At 64.1% G+C, this 21,338-nt stretch carries 22 protein-coding genes; 9 read left to right on the top strand and 13 right to left on the bottom strand.

Annotation, left to right across the window (positions count from 1 at the left end; translation table 11 throughout):
* Positions 1-2: 2 nt before the first annotated feature.
* From M2341_RS13420 to ubiA, 6 genes are all read right to left on the bottom strand, one after another.
* Positions 3-542 (bottom strand): hypothetical protein, encoded by a 540-nt coding sequence (locus M2341_RS13420; RefSeq protein ID WP_264585578.1) that lies wholly within the window; start codon positions 540-542, stop codon positions 3-5.
* Between the two features lie 158 nt (positions 543-700).
* Positions 701-1,408 (bottom strand): tRNA (guanine(46)-N(7))-methyltransferase TrmB, encoded by a 708-nt coding sequence (gene trmB, locus M2341_RS13425; protein ID WP_181560376.1) that lies wholly within the window; start codon positions 1,406-1,408, stop codon positions 701-703.
* 153 nt (positions 1,409-1,561) lie between these two features.
* A complete protein-coding gene (gene metK / locus M2341_RS13430) occupies positions 1,562-2,770 on the bottom strand; it encodes a methionine adenosyltransferase (protein ID WP_181560377.1) in 1,209 nt (402 codons plus the stop codon).
* Positions 2,771-2,858: 88 nt separating this feature from the next.
* Entirely contained in the window at positions 2,859-4,448 is a 1,590-nt protein-coding gene (lnt, locus tag M2341_RS13435) for an apolipoprotein N-acyltransferase (protein WP_264585579.1), read from the bottom strand.
* A 4-nt stretch (positions 4,449-4,452) separates the two neighbouring features.
* A complete protein-coding gene (locus tag M2341_RS13440) occupies positions 4,453-5,034 on the bottom strand; it encodes a YqaA family protein (protein WP_264585580.1) in 582 nt (193 codons plus the stop codon).
* A 55-nt stretch (positions 5,035-5,089) separates the two neighbouring features.
* Positions 5,090-6,001 (bottom strand): 4-hydroxybenzoate octaprenyltransferase, encoded by a 912-nt coding sequence (gene ubiA / locus M2341_RS13445; protein WP_264585581.1) that lies wholly within the window; start codon positions 5,999-6,001, stop codon positions 5,090-5,092.
* Between the two features lie 267 nt (positions 6,002-6,268).
* On the opposite strand from ubiA, the gene M2341_RS13450 reads away from it, so the two are divergent.
* Together M2341_RS13450 and M2341_RS13455 are read left to right on the top strand one after the other, a co-directional pair.
* Positions 6,269-7,030, top strand: coding sequence for a 16S rRNA (uracil(1498)-N(3))-methyltransferase (locus tag M2341_RS13450; protein ID WP_264579571.1), 762 nt, complete (start codon positions 6,269-6,271; stop codon positions 7,028-7,030).
* Positions 7,031-7,094: 64 nt separating this feature from the next.
* Positions 7,095-8,468: a glutamate--cysteine ligase gene (locus M2341_RS13455; protein WP_264585582.1), complete on the top strand. Its 1,374-nt coding sequence runs from the start codon at positions 7,095-7,097 to the stop codon at positions 8,466-8,468.
* 145 nt (positions 8,469-8,613) lie between these two features.
* Here M2341_RS13455 and sthA read toward each other — a convergent pair whose 3' ends face one another.
* On the bottom strand, positions 8,614-10,011 hold the full coding sequence (sthA, locus tag M2341_RS13460) for a Si-specific NAD(P)(+) transhydrogenase (protein ID WP_264585583.1): 1,398 nt from the start codon (positions 10,009-10,011) through the stop codon (positions 8,614-8,616).
* 318 nt (positions 10,012-10,329) lie between these two features.
* On the opposite strand from sthA, the gene M2341_RS13465 reads away from it, so the two are divergent.
* The 3 genes from M2341_RS13465 (at position 10,330) to M2341_RS13475 (ending at position 12,702) form a co-directional block, all read left to right on the top strand.
* Positions 10,330-11,535 carry a toxic anion resistance protein gene (locus tag M2341_RS13465; RefSeq protein WP_181560383.1) on the top strand — a complete coding sequence of 402 codons (1,206 nt, stop codon included), beginning with the start codon at positions 10,330-10,332 and terminating at the stop codon, positions 11,533-11,535.
* 10 nt (positions 11,536-11,545) lie between these two features.
* Entirely contained in the window at positions 11,546-12,259 is a 714-nt protein-coding gene (locus M2341_RS13470) for a hypothetical protein (protein ID WP_181560384.1), read from the top strand.
* A 260-nt stretch (positions 12,260-12,519) separates the two neighbouring features.
* Positions 12,520-12,702 carry a DUF465 domain-containing protein gene (locus M2341_RS13475; protein WP_181560385.1) on the top strand — a complete coding sequence of 61 codons (183 nt, stop codon included), beginning with the start codon at positions 12,520-12,522 and terminating at the stop codon, positions 12,700-12,702.
* 42 nt (positions 12,703-12,744) lie between these two features.
* Here the strand turns inward: M2341_RS13475 and M2341_RS13480 are convergent, their stop codons facing one another.
* Positions 12,745-13,716 (bottom strand): ArsR/SmtB family transcription factor, encoded by a 972-nt coding sequence (locus M2341_RS13480; protein WP_264579574.1) that lies wholly within the window; start codon positions 13,714-13,716, stop codon positions 12,745-12,747.
* 183 nt (positions 13,717-13,899) lie between these two features.
* Here M2341_RS13480 and M2341_RS13485 point away from each other — a divergent pair, with 183 nt between their 5' ends.
* Positions 13,900-14,109 (top strand): circumsporozoite protein, encoded by a 210-nt coding sequence (locus tag M2341_RS13485; protein ID WP_181560387.1) that lies wholly within the window; start codon positions 13,900-13,902, stop codon positions 14,107-14,109.
* 73 nt (positions 14,110-14,182) lie between these two features.
* On the opposite strand, the gene M2341_RS13490 is transcribed toward M2341_RS13485, so the two are convergent.
* Complete coding sequence (locus M2341_RS13490; RefSeq protein WP_264585584.1) at positions 14,183-14,563, bottom strand: GtrA family protein; 381 nt, start codon at positions 14,561-14,563, stop codon at positions 14,183-14,185.
* 208 nt (positions 14,564-14,771) lie between these two features.
* Between M2341_RS13490 and M2341_RS13495 the strand changes: the two genes are divergently transcribed.
* A complete protein-coding gene (locus tag M2341_RS13495; protein WP_264585585.1) occupies positions 14,772-16,820 on the top strand; it encodes a hypothetical protein in 2,049 nt (682 codons plus the stop codon).
* On the opposite strand, the gene M2341_RS13500 is transcribed toward M2341_RS13495, so the two are convergent.
* Positions 16,779-17,237: a nucleoside deaminase gene (locus tag M2341_RS13500; RefSeq protein WP_264585586.1), complete on the bottom strand. Its 459-nt coding sequence runs from the start codon at positions 17,235-17,237 to the stop codon at positions 16,779-16,781. The two genes, M2341_RS13495 and M2341_RS13500, sit on opposite strands and share 42 nt — an antisense overlap.
* A 159-nt stretch (positions 17,238-17,396) precedes the next feature.
* Here M2341_RS13500 and rpmB point away from each other — a divergent pair, with 159 nt between their 5' ends.
* Positions 17,397-17,690 carry a 50S ribosomal protein L28 gene (rpmB, locus tag M2341_RS13505; protein WP_181560391.1) on the top strand — a complete coding sequence of 98 codons (294 nt, stop codon included), beginning with the start codon at positions 17,397-17,399 and terminating at the stop codon, positions 17,688-17,690.
* An 81-nt stretch (positions 17,691-17,771) separates the two neighbouring features.
* On the opposite strand, the gene M2341_RS13510 is transcribed toward rpmB, so the two are convergent.
* The gene (locus M2341_RS13510; protein WP_264585587.1) at positions 17,772-18,776 is read right to left on the bottom strand and encodes an esterase-like activity of phytase family protein; all 1,005 of its coding nucleotides are present in this window, start codon (positions 18,774-18,776) and stop codon (positions 17,772-17,774) included.
* A 188-nt stretch (positions 18,777-18,964) separates the two neighbouring features.
* Here M2341_RS13510 and M2341_RS13515 point away from each other — a divergent pair, with 188 nt between their 5' ends.
* Positions 18,965-19,339 carry a glycine zipper 2TM domain-containing protein gene (locus M2341_RS13515; RefSeq protein ID WP_181560393.1) on the top strand — a complete coding sequence of 125 codons (375 nt, stop codon included), beginning with the start codon at positions 18,965-18,967 and terminating at the stop codon, positions 19,337-19,339.
* Between the two features lie 101 nt (positions 19,340-19,440).
* On the opposite strand, the gene M2341_RS13520 is transcribed toward M2341_RS13515, so the two are convergent.
* A complete protein-coding gene (locus M2341_RS13520) occupies positions 19,441-20,241 on the bottom strand; it encodes a LytR/AlgR family response regulator transcription factor (protein ID WP_181560394.1) in 801 nt (266 codons plus the stop codon).
* Positions 20,238-21,338 (bottom strand): sensor histidine kinase, encoded by a 1,101-nt coding sequence (locus M2341_RS13525; RefSeq protein WP_181560395.1) that lies wholly within the window; start codon positions 21,336-21,338, stop codon positions 20,238-20,240. Before M2341_RS13525 ends, M2341_RS13520 begins: the two co-directional genes overlap by 4 nt.

Below are 21,338 nucleotides of genomic sequence, written 5' to 3' on the forward strand. Positions count from 1 at the left end.
CGTCATTCACCTGCCGGCTCCCCGGCATTCTCCTCTATATCGTCCTCCGCGAGGAACCGCTCGCAAATGGCCTCCAGTTCGGCATCCAGCGCGTCCACATCTCCCGGGTCATCGCCGGCGCCACTTGCCGCTTCGGTTTCGCGCCGCCAGGATTCCACCTCCTGCCGATGGGCTGTCAGCAATCGCACGGCCACCGTCAGCGGATAGCTGTGGATGGTCCGCACCTGCTTGACTGCCTTGGTTTCGCCATCGATAACCGTTTCGGTTCGCATCGTCCCGTCGATCGATTGGCGCATAAGATGCAATTCGAGGTCGGAATAACCCTGCTCCAGAGCCTCCTTCCAGGCTCGTGCGAAGTCCGGGTCGCGCCCCTTGAGCGCATAGGCCGTGCATCGGTGCATAGAGGCCGCCTGCGCCGCTGCACTGACATTGGATGTCTCGGCGAGCACCGCAAGAAACTGGCGGCGACGCTGGATTGTCCAGCGCGGGCGCCGGGGACGCGACATGCGCAGTCGCGGCGCACCGATCGGGCGTTGCGTCATGAACACCATCCTGTTGAGAGAGGCCTTCGCAACGCGCCGCATGACGAGGTGGCCGGTTCCATCAAAGCGGCCCGCTCGAGCGATTCGAATTGCGATGATGCCTTCTTCTAACCAGACAGCGTCACGATGTCAACAATAAATAACCTAAATGGTTATTTTCACTTCCGCCGATACCGGAAGTACCAGACCTCATGCCCTTGCCTGCGAGCCTTGGCCTCATAGCGGGTTTCGGGCCAGCCGCCCGGACGGTTGAGAAAATCGCGCGGGCTATCGCACAGCCAGTCGAAGTCCTCGCGGTCCCGCATCACCATCAGCGCCCAGCGCAGGTAGATCGGATGATCGGTCCCGAACCGGAACTCGCCGCCCGGTTTCAGCTTGGCGGCGATCATGTCGACCGGCCCCTTGTTCATCATCCGCCGCTTGGCGTGCCGGGCCTTGGGCCATGGGTCCGGGTGGAGCAGATACACAAAGCTGAGCGCCCCATCGGGGATGCGCGCCAGCACTTCGAGGGCATTGCCCATATGCAGCCGGACATTGCCCAGATGCTGGTCCCGCACATGCCCCAATGCGCCGACCACGCCATTAAGGAAAGGCTCGCAGCCGATGAAGCCATGGTCCGGCAGCATATCGGCGCGGTAGGCCAGATGCTCGCCGCTGCCGAAGCCGATCTCGAAATGCAGCGGCCGCTCGCCAAAGGCGGTCGGGCCGAACAAGCGCTCGGCGGTGATCTCGCCCTCCTCGGGCACGCTGATCGCCGGCAGCAGCTCATCGACCAGGGCCTGCTGCCCCTGCCGCAGCTTATGGCCGGATTGGCGGCCATAGAGACGGTTGAGCGTGGTGGGATCGCCTGATTTGTGCGCAGTCATGCGCGTGCGCCTAGATCATTTTGTCGCTGGAGGAAACGGGGGACGGCGCGCGCGGTGCCTGCTTTCATCCGCCCGCGCAGCACCTACGAAAAACGGCGCGAAGCAAGCCTCGCGCCGTTCCCTATCTCTTGGAACGCAACGGAGCGCTTCGGCTCAGCCCAGCGCGGCCTTGAGGTCCTCGACCAGATCGGTCTTTTCCCAGGGGAAGAAGTCGCCTTCCGCCTTGCGGCCGAAATGGCCGTAAGCTGCGGTCTTGCGATAAATCGGCTTGTTGAGCCCCAGATGCGTGCGGATGCCGCGCGGGGTCAGGCCGCCCAGCTTCTCGATTTTGCCGATCGCCGCCTCGATCTTGTCGTCGCCCACCGTGCCGGTGCCGTGCGTATCGACATAGAGCGAGAGCGGCTTGGACACGCCGATGGCATAAGCCAGCTGGATGGTGCACTTGCTGGCCAGGCCCGCCGCCACGATGTTCTTGGCGAGATAACGCGTGATGTAGGCCGCCGAACGGTCAACCTTCGTCGGGTCCTTGCCGGAGAACGCGCCGCCGCCATGCGGAGCCGCGCCACCATAAGTGTCCACGATGATCTTGCGGCCGGTCAGACCTGCGTCGCCGTCCGGCCCGCCGATCTCGAAGCTGCCGGTCGGGTTGATGTGATACTCAGTCTCGTCGCTCAGCAGCGCGGCGGGCAACACGTCGGCGACCACCTTCTTCACATAGGCCTTGAGCTCGGCTTCCTTTTCGCCGGCATCATAGCCCTTGGCATGCTGGGTGGAGACGACGATGGCAGTGCAGGCGACCGGCTTGCCATTCTCGAAGCGCAGCGTGACCTGACTCTTGGTGTCCGGCTCCAGGAAAGGCGCCGCACCCGAGTGGCGGTCGGCGGCCATGCGCTCGAGGATCTTGTGGCTGTAATCCAGCGTCGCCGGCATCAGGTCGGGCGTCTCGTTGCAGGCATAGCCGAACATAATGCCTTGGTCGCCAGCGCCTTCATCCTTGTTGCCGCTCGCGTCCACGCCCTGCGCGATGTGCTCGCTCTGGCCGTGGAGATTATTCTCGAAGCGCAGCGTCTCCCAGTGGAAGCCCTCCTGCTCATAGCCGATATCCTTGACCGTCTGGCGGACCGTGCGCTCGATTTCCTCCAGCGCGCCCGGCGCCCACTGGCCGTTCTCATACACGCCCTTGCAGCGGATTTCGCCGGCCAGCACCACCAGCTGCGTCGTCGTCAGCGTCTCGCAGGCGATACGCGCTTCGGGGTCTTTGGAGAGAAACAGGTCGACGATCGAATCGCTGATCTGGTCGGAAACCTTATCCGGGTGCCCCTCAGAAACGGATTCAGACGTGAAGAGATAGCTGGAACGCATGGGAGATCGTGACCTTTCTTCTAGCGGCTCTCGTGGCGGAAGTTCGGGGCCGCAGTTCATATAAAGAAATGTTTATGTTGCGCGCTCCTTAGCGAGTGCGCCGGGCGATAGCAACGCCGCTTACGAGCAGCAGAACGGCCAGGCTGACCGGCAGCACGTTACCCAGCCGCGCAAACAAGGTGGGCGGAAGCGGCGCCGGCAGGGGGGCCTCGAATGCACCCGCCTGCTGGAAGGGTATGGACCGCACGACACGCCCGGCTGGGTCGACCAGCGCCGAAATGCCGGTGGGGGTCGAGCGGATCACGGACAGCCCCTCCTCGATGGCCCGCAGCCGCGCCTGCGCCAGATGCTGCGGCGGGCCCCAGCTACCGAACCACGCATCATTGGACGGGTTGAACAGGAAATCGGGACGATTGGCCCGGTCGACCACCTGCCCGGAGAAGATGATCTCGTAGCAGATCTGCACCGCCATCCGCAGCTTGCCGCGCGCCTGCCCGCCATCCGGCGTCGCAGGCAGATCGAGCGTGCGCGGCCCCGGCCCGGGCCAGAAGTCGACGCTGCCCGGCACGAGCCGTGAGAGACCGATCGTCTCCAGCACCGGGCGCATGGGAAGATATTCGCCATAAGGAACGAGGTGCGCCTTGTCGTAGCGGCCCTTAAGGTCCCCGCGCGCGTCCAGCACCCACAGGCTGTTATTGGCGCCCTCCAGAACCTGCGTATCCACCACGCCGCCCTGCTCGTGGAAATGATATTTGTCGCCGCCGAGCATCAGCAGATCGTCCATCCCCAGCAGCGAGGCGATCCGCCCGCGCCAGCGTGGTTCCATATCCAGCACCGCTGGTACGGCTGCCTCCGGCCAGAAGATCAACGCAGGCTTGCCGGACCGCAGCATGGTCAGCTCCGCCAGACGGCGGAAGTTCAGGATTTCAAGATTGGCGTCGTACTTCTCGTTTTGATTGATATTGGGCTGCACCACATGGATGTTGGCAAGGGCGCCAGACTGGTCCTTTGCACCGATATAGCTCGCCCGCAGCTGCCCCAGCCCAGCCACCAGCGCGAGACCGACGATCATGATACCTGCCGGCCGCCATTGCCGGTGCGCCAGCCACCACAAGGCCGCCGCTGCCAGCATGGCGACCAGACCAAGACCATAAGTGCCGATGGCGATGGCAGTCTGCTCCACGCCCGTGCCCAGCCAGATCACCCCGAGCGGGTTCCAGGCAAAGCCGGTGAACAAACTCGCGCGCAGATATTCAGTCAGCAACCAGGCCGTGGCGAGAAACAGGGCGAAGACCTGCGGCCGGTCCCGCCCGAGCGTCCAGCCGATCATGGCGGCCATCGCCGGATAAACCGCCAGATACATCGAGAGCAGGCCAACCGCTGGATAGCCCAGCCAAGCCGGCATCGAATCCTGAAAGGTGAAGGCATGGGCAATCCAGTTGAGCCCGAGCATGAAATGCCCGAGGCCGAACAGATAGCCGATCTGCCCTGCGCTCTTGCGGTCCGGCGCCACCCAGATCAGTTGCATCACCAGCGCGAGCATGATGAGCGTCACCGGCCACAGCCCGAGCGGCGCGAAGCCAGTGGCTGAGATCAGCCCGGCAAGCAGGGCCGTCACCCCCGGCCTGCGCGCAACGAAGGCCGCAGCGATCCGGTAAGGCGCGGGGGAGATTGTCACGCCATCACACCAGATACTTGACCAGCACGAACCCGCCGACGCCCAAAGCGCCGACAATCGCCGTGATCAGCCCGAAGTGCCGGTCGATAAAGGCCTTCATCGGCTCTCCGAACTTCCACAGCAGACCCGCGACCAGAAAGAAGCGCGCAGCCCGCGAAATGATGCTCGCGATCACCAGCACATAAAGGGGCATCCCGGTAGCGCCCGCCGCAATGGTGATCACCTTGAAGGGCAACGGCGTGAAGCCGGCCAGCAGCACGATCAACCAGCCTTGCTCGTTGAAGCGTTGCGCGAAATGCTCAAATTCCGCCGTCAGACCATAAAAATCGAGGATCGCCCGCCCGATCGTATCGAACAGGGACATGCCGATGACATAACCGAGCAATGCGCCCAGCACGGACGCCACGGTGCAGATCAATGCGTAATGAAAGGCCTTGTGGGGCTTGGAAAGGCACATCGGCCCCAGCAGCACGTCCGGCGGAATCGGGAAGAAACTGCTTTCCATGAAGCTGATGCCAAACAGCCAGCGCGGCGCGGTGCGATGCCCGGCCTTCTCGAGAGTCCATTCATAGATGCGACGCAGCATTGGCGCTCCCCGGCGGTGTCAGGCTGCCTGCGCCTGCCCGCCCCCGCTGCGTTCGTCAAGCACTGCCCACCGCAAGGCAGGCGGCGAACATCAGCAAACCGGCAAAGCGGTTCGAGCGAAACTTGATGAGCGGGTCTTTGCCGTCCTCGCGCAAGGTCCAGACCTGCCAGCCGAACTGCACCACCAGAGGCGCCAGGGCCATGAGGGAGAGCCAGCTCGGCACGACTTGCCAAAGTGCGCCGCCCCACAGGAGCAGGGACAGGACAAAGCAAAGCCCCACGCCCGCCCGCACATGCCGCCCCATCGCCAGGGCGCTGGAGCGGATGCCGACCAGCGCGTCATCCTCCTTGTCCTGCAGGGCATAGATGGTGTCATAGGCAATCACCCAAAAGAAGGCGCCGCCATAGAGCAACAGGCCAGCCGCGTTCATGCCCCCGCTGATCTCCACCCAGCCCACCAGCGCAGCCCAGGTGAACACCAGCCCCAGCCAAGCCTGCGGCCACCAGGTAATGCGCTTCATGAACGGATAGGCCGCGACCAGCGCAAGGCTCGCCAGCGCCACGACCTGCGCCTGCCAGCGCAATTGCAGCAGCACGATCAACCCGATGAAGCACAGGATGAGCAACCACGCCCAAGCCGCCTTCAGCGACACAGCGCCGCTGGCGATGGGCCGGTTGGCGGTCCGCGCCACCTTCGCGTCGAGGTCGCGGTCTACGATATCATTGTAGACGCACCCCGCCCCCCGCATCGCGATGCTGCCGAGCAGGAACCAGAGCAGCATCGTCCAGCGCTCCGGCACCCCGCCGGCGAGCGCAATCGCCCAGGCGCCGGGCCAGAACAGCAGCCACCAGCCGATCGGCCGGTCGAACCGCGCCAGCAGCGCATAGGGCCGTGCCGCAGCCGGGAGCAGGCGCAAGAGACCCTGCGCTTCGGTATCCGGCACATATTGCGGCTCGCTGCGCTCCATCGCCTTGCTAGTCCCTGTTGCCTTGATGGTCGCCCCACCCCTGCGCCAGGAGCGACCATCCGATCAACCCCTCGTCGAGCCGGACCTACTCTTCCGCCACCTCCTGGCGGCCTCTGCCCACGTGCCTTGAGCGGCCACCGTTCGTTTCGAGCGAAGTCGAGACACACCCCTCGACCTACGCCATGCTGTCGAGGGTCTCGACTTCGCTCGACACGAACGGAATTGAGGCGTTGCCGAGTCAACGGACGATGCACTAGGGCAATGCTCATGCCCGCCACCCCTGCCTGGCCACCCAAATCTACGCCGCGCCTGTTCGTCGAGACGGCGCTCGGCGAGCAGGTTGCCGTGCCGGTCAAGGGCAACAGCGCTCATTATCTGATTTCAGTGATGCGCCTCCGCGAGGGCGACACCGTCCTTCTCTTCGATGGCCGCTCGGGCGAATGGAGCGCCACCGCCGAGCAGGTCCGCAAGCGCGATCTCGTCCTGCGCTGCGCGGCGCAGACGCGGTCGCCAGAGAGCGTGCCGGACTTCTGGCTCTGTGTCGCACCGATCAAGAAGGGCCGGATCGATCTGGTCGCCGAAAAGGCCTGCGAACTGGGCGTCGCGCGTCTCGTCCCGGTACGCACCGAGCGCAGCATCGTCGACAAGGTCAACGGCGAGCGGTTGAATGCCCATCTGGTGGAGGCCGCAGAGCAATGCGGCCGCACCGCGCTGCCCGAGCTTTCCGACCTCACCACCCTCCCCGTCCTGCTCGCCGATTGGCCGGCTGACCGCACCCTCTTCTTCGCCGACGAGACGGGTGGCGAGCCGATGACCACGAGCTTTGCGGCGAACAGCGGCCCGGCCGCCCTGCTCATCGGGCCGGAAGGCGGCTTTACCGAGAAGGAGCGCGCTCTCATCCGCGCGCATGCAGCCACCCGCCCCATCTCCCTTGGCCCGCGAATCCTCCGCGCCGAGACAGCCGCCATCGCCGCCACGGCCTGCTGGATGGCGCTCAACGGCGACTGGACAAGTTTCGAATCGAAATGAATTTGCGCGGGCGCGGCAAACCTCTTATGGGCGCGCCGATGCAGGGCGAGGACCGGATCAGGCAATGAGTACACGCAAGGAAACGGCGGGCGAAGATCCGATCATCGAGTCTCGCAGCCAGCTCATCAGCCTGTTCCAGGATGGCGAAAAGCCTGCAGATCGCTGGAAAATCGGCACCGAGCACGAGAAGTTCGTCTACCGCCTCGCAGACCACCGCGCGCCCTCTTATGATGAGCCCGGCGGCATTCGCGATCTGCTCGATGGCCTGCGCGCGTTTGGTTGGGAACCGGTCGAGGAAGGCGGCAAGGTCATCGCGCTCTCGGGCAGCGATGGCACGATCAGCCTTGAGCCAGCCGGCCAGCTCGAACTCTCCGGCGCCCCGCTCGACAATCTCCACCAGACCTGCGCCGAAACCGGACGGCATCTGGAACAGGTCAAGGCCGTCGGCGACAAGCTCGGCCTCGGCTTCCTCGGCCTTGGCATGTGGCCGGACAAGACACGTGCTGAACTGCCGATCATGCCCAAGGGCCGCTATGGCATCATGCTGCAGCACATGCCGCGCGTTGGCAGCATGGGCCTGGACATGATGCTGCGCACCTGCACGATTCAGGTCAATCTGGATTATTCCAGCGAAGCGCGCATGGTGAAGATGTTCCGTACCAGCCTCGCGCTCCAGCCACTGGCGACGGCCCTGTTCGCCAATTCGCCGTTCACGGAGGGCAAGCCCAACGGCTACCTCTCCTATCGCAGCCACATCTGGTCGGACACCGATCCGCATCGCACCGGCATGCTGCCCTTTGTGTTCGAGGATGGCTTTGGCTACGAGCGCTATGCCGATTATGCGCTCGACGTGCCGATGTACTTCGTCTTCCGCGACGGCAAATATATCGACGCCGCCGGCCAGAGCTTCCGCGACTTCCTCGAAGGCAAGCTGCCCGCCCTCCCCGGCGAGCGCCCGACCATGGGCGACTGGGAGGATCACCTCTCCACCGCCTTCCCGGAAGTGCGCATGAAGAGCTTCCTCGAAATGCGCGGCGCCGATGGCGGCCCGTGGAACCGCATCTGCGCCCTTCCCGCTCTGTGGGTCGGCCTGCTTTATGACGATGGCGCGCTCGACGCGGCCTGGGATCTGGTCAAGGACTGGACGATGGAGGAGCGCGAAACCCTCCGCACCGAAGTCCCCCGCCTCGCCCTTGGCGCGCCCGTCCCCGGCGGCCGCACCCTGCAGGACATCGCCGCCGACGTCCTCGCCATCGCCCGCGCGGGCCTCACCGCCCGCGCCCGCCTCAACAGCATCGGCGAAAATGAAGGCGGTTACCTCTCCGCGCTGGACGAAGTCGTCGCCACCGGCCGCACCCACGCCGAACGCCTGCTGGATCGCTACAATGGCGCGTGGGGCGGCGACATCACGAAGGTCTACGGCGAAGAGAGTTTTTGAGAGGCGAACCGCCTAAACGCGAAGTTTGTGCCCCTACCTCGTCATTCCCGCGCACGCGGGAATCCAGATGCGGCGTGGGATCTGAGCGGTAGCGATCAACTGGATTCCCGCGTGCGCGGGAATGACGAAGTGATGAACCGAACCCTCACCCCTCCCGCGGCATCCGGTTCCATGCATCCAGCGCGGCAATTTTGTAGGCCTCCGCCAGCGTCGGATAATTGAACGTGTTCTCGATAAAGTAATCGATCGTGCCTTTGAGGTTCAGCACCGCCTGGCCGATGTGGATCAGCTCCGTTGCGCCCTCGCCGATGATGTGCACGCCAAGCAGCCGCCGCGTCTTGAGCGAGAAGATCATCTTCATTAGCCCTGAATCCAGCCCCATGATGTGCCCGCGCGAGGTTTCGCGAAAGCGCGCGATCCCGCATTCATAGGGGATCTTCTTGGCCTTCACGTCCTGCTCGCTCATGCCGACCGTGGAAATCTCCGGCACCGCGTAGATGCCATAGGGGAAATAGGCCGGCGCCGGCGGCATCGGCAGATCGAAGGCATGGCACGCCGCGATCCGCCCCTGCTCCATTGAGGTCGAGGCAAGGCTGGGAAAGCCGATCACGTCGCCCGCCGCGTAAATGTGCGGCACCTCGGTCTGGAACGTCTTGGGATCCACCTTCAGCCGGCCGCGATTGTCCACCGCCAGTCCACAATGCTCCAGCCCGAGCGTATGCGTCGCACCCACCCGGCCGGCCGCGAACAGCATCATCTCGGAGCGGATCGCGCGCCCGTCTTCCAGCGTGGTGACGACGGCTCCGCTCTCATCCTTCGCCACATTGGTGACCTTGGCGCCCAGCCGGATGGTCATGCCCCGGTCGCGCAGCTGATGGATGAATTCCTCGATGATCTCCCGGTCGATGAAGTCCAAAAATGTCTCGCGCGGTTCGATCAGCGTCACCGCCACGTCCAGCGCGGAGAAAATCGTCGCATATTCGATGCCGATGACGCCCGCGCCTATGACCACCAACGAGCGCGGCACGCGCGGCGCCTCGATCAGCACGTCACTGTCCAGTACGATATCGTCGTCGAAGGGGATATTATCCGGCCGAAACGGCGCAGTGCCGACCGCAATCAGGATGCGCTCGCCGCGCACCCGCAGTTCGCTTTCGTCTGGCGCGGTGACCAGCAAGGTGTGCGGATCGGTAAAACGAGCAAACCCCTCCAGCGTGCGCACGCCATTGCGCTGGAACTGGTGCTCCAGCACGTCCACCTCATGCTCCAGCGTCTTGTCAATCCGGTGATCGAGATCGCTGCCGCCAATGTCCTTCTTCACCCGGTAGGAGCGGCCGTAGAAGCCGCGCTCGCGCCAGCCGGTCAGATTGAGCACGGTCTCCCGCAGGGTCTTGGAGGGAATGGTGCCGGTGTGCACGGACACGCCGCCGACACGCTTGCGCCCTTCCACCACCAGCACCGATTTACCGAGCTTGGCGGCTTGCACCGCTGCCCGGCGCCCGGCCGGCCCACTGCCGATCACGACGAGATCATAAACATCCATAATGGCGCCCCCCGCTGCCTGACAGGCTGCCTGCCTGTCCACCCGCCTTCCAAGGGACATCCTCTCGAAGCGATGATGGTGGTGCATTTCCGCCGCCTTTGCAATGTTCTCTCCAAGGCGGCAGGGCGTAGCCTCAAATGGCTTAGATTTGATTTACCATCACTCCGTCTCCGGCGTCTCCTCGGGAGGGCCGTCGCCGCAGCGCAATGCACGTCCTCGCCTCCGGGGACTTACTTCTCCGCCCCATGCCCCCTATACTGAAGACCGGCCTTGAACCGGCGGTGTTATATCGCAATATTACACCCCAAGGAGACCCAGATGGCGACCAGCGCGACGACGACCCAGGACAAGCTCGATCTCACCCCACCCGAGGTGGTGCCCAATGTGACGGCTGAACGCGCTGCCGGCCTCGTGCCGCTGGAAGATGAGAAGAAGAGCAAGCTCGACGAAAAGGTCGATGCCTTTGTCGAGGAACTGGCCGCGCTCGACGCCAATTCCCCTGAGTTCGGCGCCAAGGTCGATCAGATCACCAACATGGGCCGCAAGGAGATTGCGGAAGCTGCGGGCCACTCCAACCGCTTCCTCGACCGCCCGGTTCGCGCGATGGACGCGGACAGCAATGTCGGAACCGACCTTGCCGAGTTGCGCCGTGTGATCGAGGATCTCGATCCCGGCAAGCGCGGCAATCTGCTTGCGCCGCGCAAGCTGTTCGGCATCATCCCGTTCGGCAACAAAATGCGCAACTATTTCGACAGCTACAAGTCGAGCCAGACGCACATCAACTCGATCCTCGGCAGCCTCGCCAGCGGCAAGGACACGCTGATCAAGGACAATGCCGCCATCGATGTCGAGCGGCAGAACATGTGGGCGACCATGGGCCGGCTGGAGCAGATGATCCACATCGCCAAGGCCATGGACGCGCGGCTCGAGCAAAAAGCCTTCGAACTGGAGGCGACCGATCCGGCCAAGAGCAAGGCCATCAAGGAGAGCGCGCTGTTCTACGTGCGCCAGCGCACCCAGGACCTGCTGACGCAAATGGCGGTCACCGTGCAAGGCTATCTGGCGCTGGATCTGGTCAAGAAGAACAATGTCGAGCTGGTGAAGGGGGTGGACCGCGCGAGCACGACCACCGTCTCTGCCTTGCGCACGGCGGTCACCGTAGCGCAGGCACTGGCCGGGCAGAAGCTGGTTCTCGACCAGATCACCGCCCTCAACACGACCACGGCCAATCTCATCGATTCGACGGGCGAACTGCTCAAGACCCAGTCGGCGCAAATCCATGAGCAGGCGGCCAGCAGCACAATCCCGCTGGAGACGCTGCAGCGCGCCTTCCAGAATATCTACGACACCATGGACAATATCGACACCTTCAAGCTGAAAGCGCTGGAGAATATGAAGACGACGGTGAACACGCTGAGCACCGAAGTCGAGAAGTCGAAAGGCTATATTGCGCGCGCGGAGGGTCAGGCCCGCGCGCAGGCAGCGGTGACCAGCGGCCAGTCTCCGCTGACGGCGATCGAGTAACAGGGCCGCCATGCCCAGCGAAGTCGACGAGATCGTCCAGCGCGCCAATGAACTGATTGCGCGGACCAGCGAGCGCTACCGCCATACCGGTCGCAAGATCGCCCGGATGCAGCGCGACTGGACGCGGCGGCTCAAGCGCATGATCCTCGCGGTCGCTGCCGTGCTGGTCGGCGCAGCGATTGCCGGGTTCGTGCTGGGCGGCATCGGCACCACGGGCGTTCTGCTGGTCATGGGCCTGCTCATCGCCTGCCTCGCTTTCGCGTTCATCTCCACCGAGCCCCGCGTCATGGAGCCGGAACGGCTCGCGCAGGCGGACCTCAAGACGCTTCCGCAAAAGACCGAGATCTGGCTCGACAATCAGCGTCGCGCGCTGCCGGCGCCCGCCATTCCCATCGTCAACGCCATCGGCAACCGCTTGGAAACGCTGGCACCGCAGCTCGCCAAGCTCGACCCCCGCGAGCCCGCCGCCGTCGAGGTCCGCCGCCTGCTCAGCGACCATCTGCCGGAGCTGGTTACCGGCTATCAGTCGATTCCCGAACCGCTCCGTCATGTCCCTCGCAACGGCCGCGTGCCGGATGCACAGCTGGTTGAGGGCCTCTCCGTCATCGAGCAGGAAATCGCGCACATGACGGCCCAGCTTGCCGACGGCGACCTGGACAAGCTCGCGGTTCATAACCGCTATCTTGAGCTCAAATATCAGGAAGCCCGCCAACTCGGCGAATAACGCCGGTCGCTCCGCGCCACGCCCGCTATGAGGCGGTTTTTGCGACAGAAAAAGCTTGTTCAGACTTGAACAGCCGTCTCGGCTCGCTACATTGGATGTGCGGGCCGGGCCCCTCTGGCGAGCAACGACGTTCCCCCTGCGTCAGCTCGTGATGTCGGACCGCATCGGGTGACACCGGTGCGACGTCTGGCACCCCCATGCAGACAAGATCATCGCCCGGTTGTCACCCGAGTTTTGGAAACCTTCCAACGGAGTGGCATATGTCCAAGCATATCTTCAGTCTCCTCGATCGGCACCAGAAACTCGATGAAGCCCTGCGCTTTGAACAGCGGCAGCGCGCGCCGGATTTCGGAAAGCTGCAGCGACTCAAGCGCCTCAAGTTGGCGGTCAAGGACCGGCTGGCCTTGATGGCGCGCCGGCGCCACCTCGTGCCGAGCGACTGATCTCCCTCGATTGTCGCGAAATGCAGTTGCGGCGCCCGGCGTTTATGCGCGTCGGGCGTCCTTTTTTTGAGCCAGCGGCACGCGCTGGCTTTGGCCGAGCCACAGCTTCACGGTCAGTTCGCCGCCCGCCAGCGTATCCACCTGTTCCAGCGCCACGCCTGCCGCCGCAAACCACGCCCTGATCTGCTCGTCGGAAAAGCCCAGCCGGCTATGGGCATCGCGCGTTCTCAACTCCTCCCGCTCATGCGGCGCGAAATCGACGATCAGCAGCCGCCCGCCCGGCCGCAAGGTGCGCGCGATCTCGGCGATGACCCGCTCGGGCGCCTGCGCATAATGCAGCACCTGATGCAAAATCGCCGTGTCCGCAGAGCCATCTTCAATGGGCAAAGCACTGAAATCACCGGCCAGAAAATGCACCCGGTCGGCGATGTCGCGCGGCAGCTTCCCGCGCGCGAGCCGCAGCATTTCGGCACTGCGATCGATCGCCAGCACCTGCTCGGACTGCGCAGCGAACAGCGTCGCGATCCGCCCCGTCCCCGTGCCCACATCGAGCAAGCGGCCAAGCTTGTGTGTCTTGAGCATCGCCAGCATGGCCGCTTCCACATCGGCCTCCGGCACATAGAGCGAGCGCTGGGCGTCCCATTCCTCGGCATGGCTGGCGAAATAATCCTCGGCGGCGCGCGCCCGCTCCGCCCGAACGGCCGTAAGGCGGGCCTGGTCCGCCTCGATCCACAGCCGCTCGCTTGCCGAGGGTGCCGCCGCGTCAAGCAGGGCCAGCAATGCCGGCGTCTCCTGTCCCCCGCACAGACGCAGGAACACCCAACTGCCTTCCTTCCGCCGTTCCGCCAGCCCGGCCTCCACCAATATGCGGACATGCCGGGAGACGCGGGGCTGGCTCTGCCCGACGACGAGCGCGACTTCGCCCACCGCCAGTTCCATCTCACGCAGAAGATGCACGATCCGCAGCCTCGTGGGATCGGCAAGAGCGCGGAAAAGATCGAGTTGTCCCAGCATCGCCCGGCTGTCTGCGGCATCCGTGGAGGCAGTTCAAGCCATAGCTTTCATCGCTGGTTAATGGGCATCATTACCAAGGGATTGCGCTGGCGCTCACAAATCGATACGAATCGCTTCGCAGGCAAAGGGGGGGGACCCCTTCCACAGCTTCTGCTCGGTTTGAATTCATCAAGGGGTTTGCCCATGACCAAGACTATTGCCATCTCGCTTGTTCTGGCTGCTTCGCTCGGCCTCGCCGCGTGCTCCAAGTCCGAGACCAACGAAGCCGTCAACAACACCGTGAACATGTCGAACGACGTGGAAAACGCTGCCGACAACACCATGAACGCCGCGGGCAACGCGATGGACAACATGGCGAACGGTGCTAGCAACGTCGCCAACAACGCGATGTAATCCACGGCTTTGCCGCAAGAATTCGAAAAGGGCTGCCGGCGATCCGGCGGCCCTTTTTTATTGCGCGCTCGCCTTAGCGGAACACCCATTGGCGGTTGAGCGTGAAGACCAGCACCGGCGTGATCACGCCCATCAAGGGAATCGGTGACCAGAGCGGCAGCATCAGCCGTTCCACGCACAGCCAGACCCAGAAGGCGTTGAGCGCCAGACTGAGCAGCGAAACGATCCCAAAGCGCACCGCCTGCGCCACCGGACGATCCCGCTTGCCATGCCCCCGGAACGTGAAGCGGCCATGCAGCACATAGCCTGTCGCTACCGCCACCAGATAGCCGCAGACATTCGCGAGTTGCGGGTGGACGCCCAGCAATTGCGCCAGAACCCAGTAGACGCCAGCCTGCAGTGCGGTGACGAAGCCGCCGGTCAGCGCATAGCGCACGAGTTGTCCACCGATCATCAGGTCCACGCCCCTTCAGCCGGCCGGCGTATCGATTTACCCATGTGTGATTTGCCCCGTTGCGCTTTTGATGCACATGACTAAGCCCTAGGCCGTGAACTCGGCAGCGGCAATGGTCGCGGTTCCCCAATGGGGAAGACCGCAGGCGTATCGGGACGAGAAGACCGCCCTGCCTGTTCCTGCACATATGGCTATCGGGCGCTGAACCATGCGGATTGACAGTTCTGCCACTCAAAGCGGGTGGACATCGCGCGCGAGCCGGCTGTGGCGCGCCATAGATGGGTTCGCGCAGCGTGAATGGCGCTGGCTGATCGTCATCGCTTGGCTGATCATCGCGGCCTATTTCCTGAATCGCTCCGCGGATGCCATTCGCTTCCTCTCCCTTGGCGATACCGACGATAATATGCGGTATCTGCAGGTGAGGGACTGGCTGGCCGGGCAGAGTTGGTGGGATTTGCGGCAGCACCGCATGGCGCCGCCCGATGGCGCCAATATCCACTGGAGCCGGCTGGTCGATCTGCCCATCGCCGCACTCATCCTCTTCTTCAGCCTGTTCACCGATCGCGCGCGCGCCGAGGAACTGGCGGTTGGCGTCGAGCCTTTGCTCCCGCTGCTGCTGCTGATGCTCGCCCTCGCCTTCATCGCCCGGCGCTTGTCGGATCGTGGCCAGGGCCAAGGCTGGTTCATCGCGATGCTGCTGCCGCTGGGCGCCGGCATGGGCCTCTCCATGTTCATGCCGCTGCGCATCGATCATCATGGCTGGCAGTTGGCGCTGACCGCGACCGCCCTGGCCGGCCTTGTCGATCGCAAATGGACGCGCGGTGGGGTCGTCACCGGCGTTGCAAGCGCTCTCTCCGTAGTCATCGGCATGGAAATGCTGGTGTATCTCGTCGGGGCCGGCGCGCTCATTGCCTTGCGGTGGATTTTCAAGGAAGGCGCTGCCCGCCGCGTCCGCCCCTATGCGCTTGGCCTCGGCGGCACGACGGCGCTCGGCTACGCGCTGTTCGCCAGCAACGCCAATCGCGCGCCGGTATGCGATGCCATCTCACCGGTCTGGGCCAGCGTGCTCGTGCTGACAGCGGGCGTTCTTTATGGCCTCACCCTCCTGCCGCTCCGGGGCTGGCTGCAGCGCCTGGGCGCTGCGGCCCTTGGGGGAGCGGCCGTTCTCGCTTTTGCATGGCTGAGCTGGCCCAATTGCGTGACGGACCTCTACGGCATCTCGCCGGAACTCCAGAAAAGCTGGCTGGTCTACATCCGCGAGGCCAAGCCGATCTACGTGCAGGCGCAATCGAGTTGGGGGCCGATGATCAGCCTGCCGATCACCGGTCTGCTCTGTGGCCTGATCGGTTGCTGGGCCGCCCGCCGCGATTCGGAGCGGATGTGGGCCTGGGCCACGGTCACGCTGATGATCGCCTTCGCCATCGCGCTGACTTTCTGGCAAATCCGCGCTGGCCCTGCCGCGCAACTTCTGGCCATCCCCCCGGTCGCCTGGGCGGGCTGGGCGATCATCGTGACCCTGATCACCGGCTCGTGGGCGCGGCGACTGCTCGCCGTGCCGGCCGCGCTCGTCCTCATCTGGGCGAGCAGCGTCTATTTCCTCTATCCCATCGTTTCGAAGGCCTTTGCCCAGGCGCCCAAGCCAGAAAACCAGGTGAACGCCGCGCGTACAACGCATAACCAAGCGCCGCCCTCGGCGAAGAACGCCTCAGCCAACAGCACCAACGCCGCACCGGCGGCCAATCTGTCTGCGATCTCAAAACCCGCCACAAAGCCCCTCACCGGCGCGCATCGACCGGAAGTGCGCTGCCGCACTCAACCCGCGCTGCAACCGCTCGACCAGATCGCGCCCGCGACGATCTTCACCCTTGTCGATCTCGGACCGCGCCTCATCGCGATTACGCATCACACGGTCATTGCCGGTCCCTATCACCGAAATCAGGAAGCCATTCTCGACGTCCACCATGCCTTCGATGGGTCGCCCGAGACATTCCGCAAGATCGCGCAGAAGCGCGGCGCGACCTATCTGCTCTATTGTCCCGGCTTCCCGGAAGGGACGATCTACCAGCGCCGCAGCCCCAAAGGCTTCTATGCGCGACTGGCGCGTGGCGAGACATTCCCCTTCCTGACGCCGGTCACCGTCAAGGCGCCGAGCGAGTTGCCCTACCGGCTCTACCGGATCACGCCGCTGGCGGCGCAGGCCTCTTCCGCAACCGCGTCACCGCCGCGCGGCGAAAAAGTCCCGCAAAAGGTTCGCTGAGCTGTCCTCGCCGATGCCGGGGAAAATCTCCGGACGGTGATGGCATTGCAGCTGCGCAAAAACCCGCGCGCCATGTTCGACGCCACCGCCCTTGGGATCAGCCGCGCCATAATAAAGCCGGGCGATCCGGGCATGGGCAATGGCGCCTGCGCACATTGGGCAGGGTTCGAGCGTCACCCACAGGTCGCAATCGCCCAGCCGGGCCTGCCCGAGATGCGCGCAGGCCGCGCGGATCGCGACGATCTCGGCATGTGCCGTGGGATCGCGATCGCGCCGGTTGCGATTCTCGCCCTGCGCGATCACCGCGCCATTCCGCGTCACCACAGCGCCGATCGGCACTTCCCCGGCTTCCGCAGCGCGGCGCGCGCAGTCCAGCGCCAGACGCATCGGCTCGGGCAGAGGAAAAGCGCTCGACATGATCGCAGCTAGTGGCTCATCCGCCCTTCCCTGTCGAGGCCAGTCCTGCTAGGCCGCGCGCAAGGACAGGGTCGTTTTGCGGGAAACCGCCTTGACGATTCGTCCCCCGCCTTGTATCGGCGCCGCTTTCCGAACGACCAAGTATCAGGATCGATTGACATGTCGCGCATCTGCGAACTGACCGGCCGGGGCCGCCAAGTGGGCCACAATGTGTCCCACGCCAATAACAAGACCAAGCGCGTGTTTCTGCCCAACCTGCAGAATGTGACGCTCATCTCCGACACGCTCGAGCGTGGCGTGAAGCTGCGGGTTTCGACCCACGGCCTGCGCTCGGTGGAGCATAACGGTGGTCTGGACAACTGGCTGCTCAAGACCTCTGACGAAAAGCTCTCGCTGCGCGTGCGTCGCCTGAAGCGTGAGATCGTCAAGAAGGTAGCCGTCAAGGCTGCCTGAACGCGCTGGCCGATCCATTCGGCCAGACACAGAGATTGAAAGGGGCGGCCTCAGCAGGCCGCCTTTTTCTGTGCCTGCAATTCAGGGTCGCAGCCCCTGCCCGATCCAGTCGGACGGCAAGGCGAAGCGCAGCAGCAAGGTGCGCTGCAGGGCAAAGCGGTTATTGTCGGAAACGACCCACAGGATCGGCTGGCCCGCCTCCCAGCCCAGCGCCAGCCCCTCGAAATTATCCGCCAGTCCGGGCGGCTCCAGCCGGGCGACGGTCGTGCCGGAAAGCTCGGCGCCATCCTTGAACATCGGCAATCGCACAAGGCTCAGCCGGGCCGTAAAGCCATGTGCCAGCGTCAGCCGACGATTGAGGACCAGCAGCCGGTCTCCGCCCAGCCACAGCGCGTCCGTCGGCCGGTAACCGGCCGGGGCATGATAGCGAAGCCGCAGCGGGGGTGGCGTCTCCCGCGCGACCGGATCGCCCTGCCACAGCAGCGCCTCGAACGCACCGGAGCGGTCCTGCGCCATCTCGGCAATGGCGAGAAACCGCCCATCGCTCAACCGCACCAGCGATTCGATGCTGCCCGTCGAGGGCCAATGTCTGATTTCCGCAGGGGCCACGCAGGCTTCGACACGGCGAAACCGGGGCGTATAGCGGCAGATTCGCTGAAGATGCTCGAACCCCACCCAGGAGCGCCCCGACACCGGGTCATGCGCGAGGCTCTCCGAATCCATCTTCCAACGCGGCCAGTCCTGCTCGACAACCCATCGCGGCAGGGACTGGACCTTGCCAACGCCCGGCCGCCCCGGCCGCATGATCTCGAACAGCTCCCCCGAATCGCTCAGCCCGGTCAGATTGCCGTCAGCGCGCACCATCAGCGCGGAAATGCCGCCGAAGACCTCACGCGGGCTGGTCAGGGACCAGGCGCCCGTCAGGCGGAGCGGCCCGAAGGCCGTGGCGTCGGCTGCGGCCGACGTCAGCGCCAGTGGCTCGGCCTCGATGAGCAGCAGCCCGCTCTCAAGCCCGGGAGAAAGCGCCGGGTGGCGGCCATTCATCAGCAGAATGAAGAGGGCGAGAATGAGCAGGATGCGCCGCATGGCCTTGCTCCTAGCGCCCCCTCGGGCAGCGCGCCAGCCGGGCGACAGCAGAGCGACAAAGCTGAACCTCGGCTAAAATGTCCATTCAGCTTCGGCTCAACGGATGGGGTCTAAACAGAAATCATGACGGACAAGGCGTGGCCACCGTGCCGCAAGATGCCCGCCAAAGGATTTCAAGGAGCAAGACCATGACTGCACGCAAGTTCCTCAGCATCACGGCGGCCGCCACCATGGTCGCAACGTCCTTCGGCGTCACGGCTCCGGCCATGGCCCGTGACCACTATCGCGACTATCGCGGCGATTATGGCCGGGACTATCGCTACAACGACCGCGACTATCGGGATTACCGCGATGCCCGTTATTCGGATCGCCGCAACTATCGCTACGACAACCGCTGCCGGGACAATGGCACGGGCGGCACGATCATCGGCGCCCTTGCCGGTGGCCTGCTCGGCCATGAGGTCGCCGGTCGCCGTGGTGACAAGACCGCAGGCGTGATCATCGGCGGCGCGGTGGGCGCGATTGCCGGCCGCGCGATCGACAAGGCCGACAGCCGCTGCTGAGCAGCCTGACAGCCAAGCTTCTGCCTCCCAGGCAATGGAAAGGCCGGCCCCGCAAGGGACCGGCCTTTCTTTTCGATCTCGTCACCTGACCGGTGGTGCCTCTAATGCACGAAGCGCGCGACCACGTCGCGATAGGAGCGGCTCACCTTCACCTGGCTGCCGGATTCAAGGATCAGGAAGCACTCACCATTGGTATGCGGCTTGACCTGGCGAACCTGCGACAGGTTGACGATGGTCGAGCGATGGATGCGCTGGAAATTGCGCGGGTCCAGCCGCTTTTCGAGGTCCTTCATCGTCTCGCGCAGGATCAGCGAGTTATCCGCGGTATAGATGCACATATAATCGCCGGCCGCGTCGATCCGCTCGATGGTATCGACATCGATGCGGAAAATCTGCCCGCGATCCTTGATGTTGATGAGCTTCTCATAACGGCTCGATGAGGGCGCCTCATTGTCCGCCGGCATTTCGGACACCGCGTCCGGAGCCACCTCGGCCAGCACTTCGCGCAGGCGACCGGCTTCCTCCACCTGCTTCTTCTCATGCAGGCGGGTGCGGGCACGGTCGAGCGCGTCGGCAAGGCGCTGCTCTTCCACCGGCTTCATCAGATAATCGATCGCCTTGGCCTCAAAGGCTCGCAGCGCGTGATCGGAATAAGCCGTCACGAAGATGAAGAGCGGCGGTTCGACCTCCATCACCCCCTGGACCACGGAGAAGCCGTCAAAGCCGGGCATCTGGATATCGAGAAAGACGAGATCGGGCTTGTGTGTCTTGATCGCGCGGATCGCTTCGCGACCGTTGGTGCACGTCTCCACGATCTCAACGTCGGGATGAGCCTCCAGGCGGAGCTTCAGCCCCTGAATGGCGAGGCTTTCATCGTCGACGAGAATGGTGCGTATGGTCATGCGGCTACCCTTGATGGTTCGGCGGTAATGAACGGCATCTCGATGATGACGCTGTAGCCCCCCTCGGGTGGTGAACGCGTTTCCATATTCTGGCGTTCCCCGAACGCCTGAACCAATCGGTCACGAATGTTGGCAAGGCCCACACCCGTACCCTTCGTCATGCGCTGATCGCTCCCATTCAAGCCGGGACCGGTGTCCGAAACGACGATCCGCACGTTTTCGCCGACAGGCTGCGCTGTGACCACGATATCCGCGCCCTCCTCCTGGGGGGTTACGGCATATTTAATGGCGTTCTCGACCAAAGGTTGCAGCAGCAGCGAAGGAAGTCGCGCGGAGGCGACCGCCGGATGAATGTCGAAGATCGGGCGCAGACGATCCTCGAAGCGCATTTTCTCGATCTCAAGATACAGCTTGAGCGTCTCCACCTCCTGCTCAAGCGTCACCTGCGCCGTCGGCTCGTTGATGAGCGTGTAGCGCAGGAAGGCCGACAGGCGGGAGAGCATCGCATTGGCCCGCTCCGTCTGCTTGAGCAGCACCAGCGTGGAAATGCTGTTGAGCGTGTTGAACAGGAAATGCGGATTGAGCTGATAGCGCAGCATGGCAAGCTGGGCACTGCTCGCCTGGCTCTCCAGCAACTGCAACTGGTCGGCCTGCTCTTCCACGGTGATGTAGAAATTGATCGCGTAGTAAAGCGCCGACCACGCCCCCAGCAGCGTGAAATTGAGGTAAAAGGCCCCCAGGAACAGCTTGAGGCTGGAGCCATCGCCCGACTGGTTGAGCGTCGTGAACACCCAGGCATCGATAAAGGCGGACGTTCCGCCCGCGACGATCGCGATGACGATCGAGGCGGTCCAGGTGACGATCGGCGTCTGCCTCAGCAGGAAGCGATAGCCGACCGCCATCAGCAGCGTGAGCGAATAACCGGTGATCGTCGAGATCAGCACCGGCACCAGGAAAGACATTGGCTGGCCATTGGCGATGCCGGAGACGGCGCGCAGCAGGAAGGCGCCGGTCCATCCGACCGCCTGCAAGGTCCAGAACGCCTTGTTCTTATCCTCAAAGAACGGGCGACGGCGGATGACGAGCACCGAGGTCAT

Origin of the sequence: Sphingobium sp. B7D2B (genome assembly GCF_025961895.1) — a bacterium.
Classification (GTDB): domain Bacteria; phylum Pseudomonadota; class Alphaproteobacteria; order Sphingomonadales; family Sphingomonadaceae; genus Sphingobium.

Coding starts and splice junctions, on each gene's coding strand:
- M2341_RS13420 (WP_264585578.1), bottom strand. CDS start 542: ATGACGCAACGCCCGATCGGTGCGCCGCGACTGCGCATGTCGCGTCCC.
- trmB (WP_181560376.1), bottom strand. CDS start 1,408: ATGACTGCGCACAAATCAGGCGATCCCACCACGCTCAACCGTCTCTAT.
- metK (WP_181560377.1), bottom strand. CDS start 2,770: ATGCGTTCCAGCTATCTCTTCACGTCTGAATCCGTTTCTGAGGGGCAC.
- M2341_RS13440 (WP_264585580.1), bottom strand. CDS start 5,034: ATGCTGCGTCGCATCTATGAATGGACTCTCGAGAAGGCCGGGCATCGC.
- ubiA (WP_264585581.1), bottom strand. CDS start 6,001: ATGGAGCGCAGCGAGCCGCAATATGTGCCGGATACCGAAGCGCAGGGT.
- M2341_RS13450 (WP_264579571.1), top strand. CDS start 6,269: ATGCCCGCCACCCCTGCCTGGCCACCCAAATCTACGCCGCGCCTGTTC.
- M2341_RS13455 (WP_264585582.1), top strand. CDS start 7,095: ATGAGTACACGCAAGGAAACGGCGGGCGAAGATCCGATCATCGAGTCT.
- sthA (WP_264585583.1), bottom strand. CDS start 10,011: ATGGATGTTTATGATCTCGTCGTGATCGGCAGTGGGCCGGCCGGGCGC.
- M2341_RS13465 (WP_181560383.1), top strand. CDS start 10,330: ATGGCGACCAGCGCGACGACGACCCAGGACAAGCTCGATCTCACCCCA.
- M2341_RS13470 (WP_181560384.1), top strand. CDS start 11,546: ATGCCCAGCGAAGTCGACGAGATCGTCCAGCGCGCCAATGAACTGATT.
- M2341_RS13475 (WP_181560385.1), top strand. CDS start 12,520: ATGTCCAAGCATATCTTCAGTCTCCTCGATCGGCACCAGAAACTCGAT.
- M2341_RS13480 (WP_264579574.1), bottom strand. CDS start 13,716: ATGCTGGGACAACTCGATCTTTTCCGCGCTCTTGCCGATCCCACGAGG.
- M2341_RS13485 (WP_181560387.1), top strand. CDS start 13,900: ATGACCAAGACTATTGCCATCTCGCTTGTTCTGGCTGCTTCGCTCGGC.
- M2341_RS13490 (WP_264585584.1), bottom strand. CDS start 14,563: ATGATCGGTGGACAACTCGTGCGCTATGCGCTGACCGGCGGCTTCGTC.
- M2341_RS13495 (WP_264585585.1), top strand. CDS start 14,772: ATGCGGATTGACAGTTCTGCCACTCAAAGCGGGTGGACATCGCGCGCG.
- M2341_RS13500 (WP_264585586.1), bottom strand. CDS start 17,237: ATGTCGAGCGCTTTTCCTCTGCCCGAGCCGATGCGTCTGGCGCTGGAC.
- rpmB (WP_181560391.1), top strand. CDS start 17,397: ATGTCGCGCATCTGCGAACTGACCGGCCGGGGCCGCCAAGTGGGCCAC.
- M2341_RS13510 (WP_264585587.1), bottom strand. CDS start 18,776: ATGCGGCGCATCCTGCTCATTCTCGCCCTCTTCATTCTGCTGATGAAT.
- M2341_RS13515 (WP_181560393.1), top strand. CDS start 18,965: ATGACTGCACGCAAGTTCCTCAGCATCACGGCGGCCGCCACCATGGTC.
- M2341_RS13520 (WP_181560394.1), bottom strand. CDS start 20,241: ATGACCATACGCACCATTCTCGTCGACGATGAAAGCCTCGCCATTCAG.
- M2341_RS13525 (WP_181560395.1), bottom strand. CDS start 21,338: ATGACCTCGGTGCTCGTCATCCGCCGTCGCCCGTTCTTTGAGGATAAG.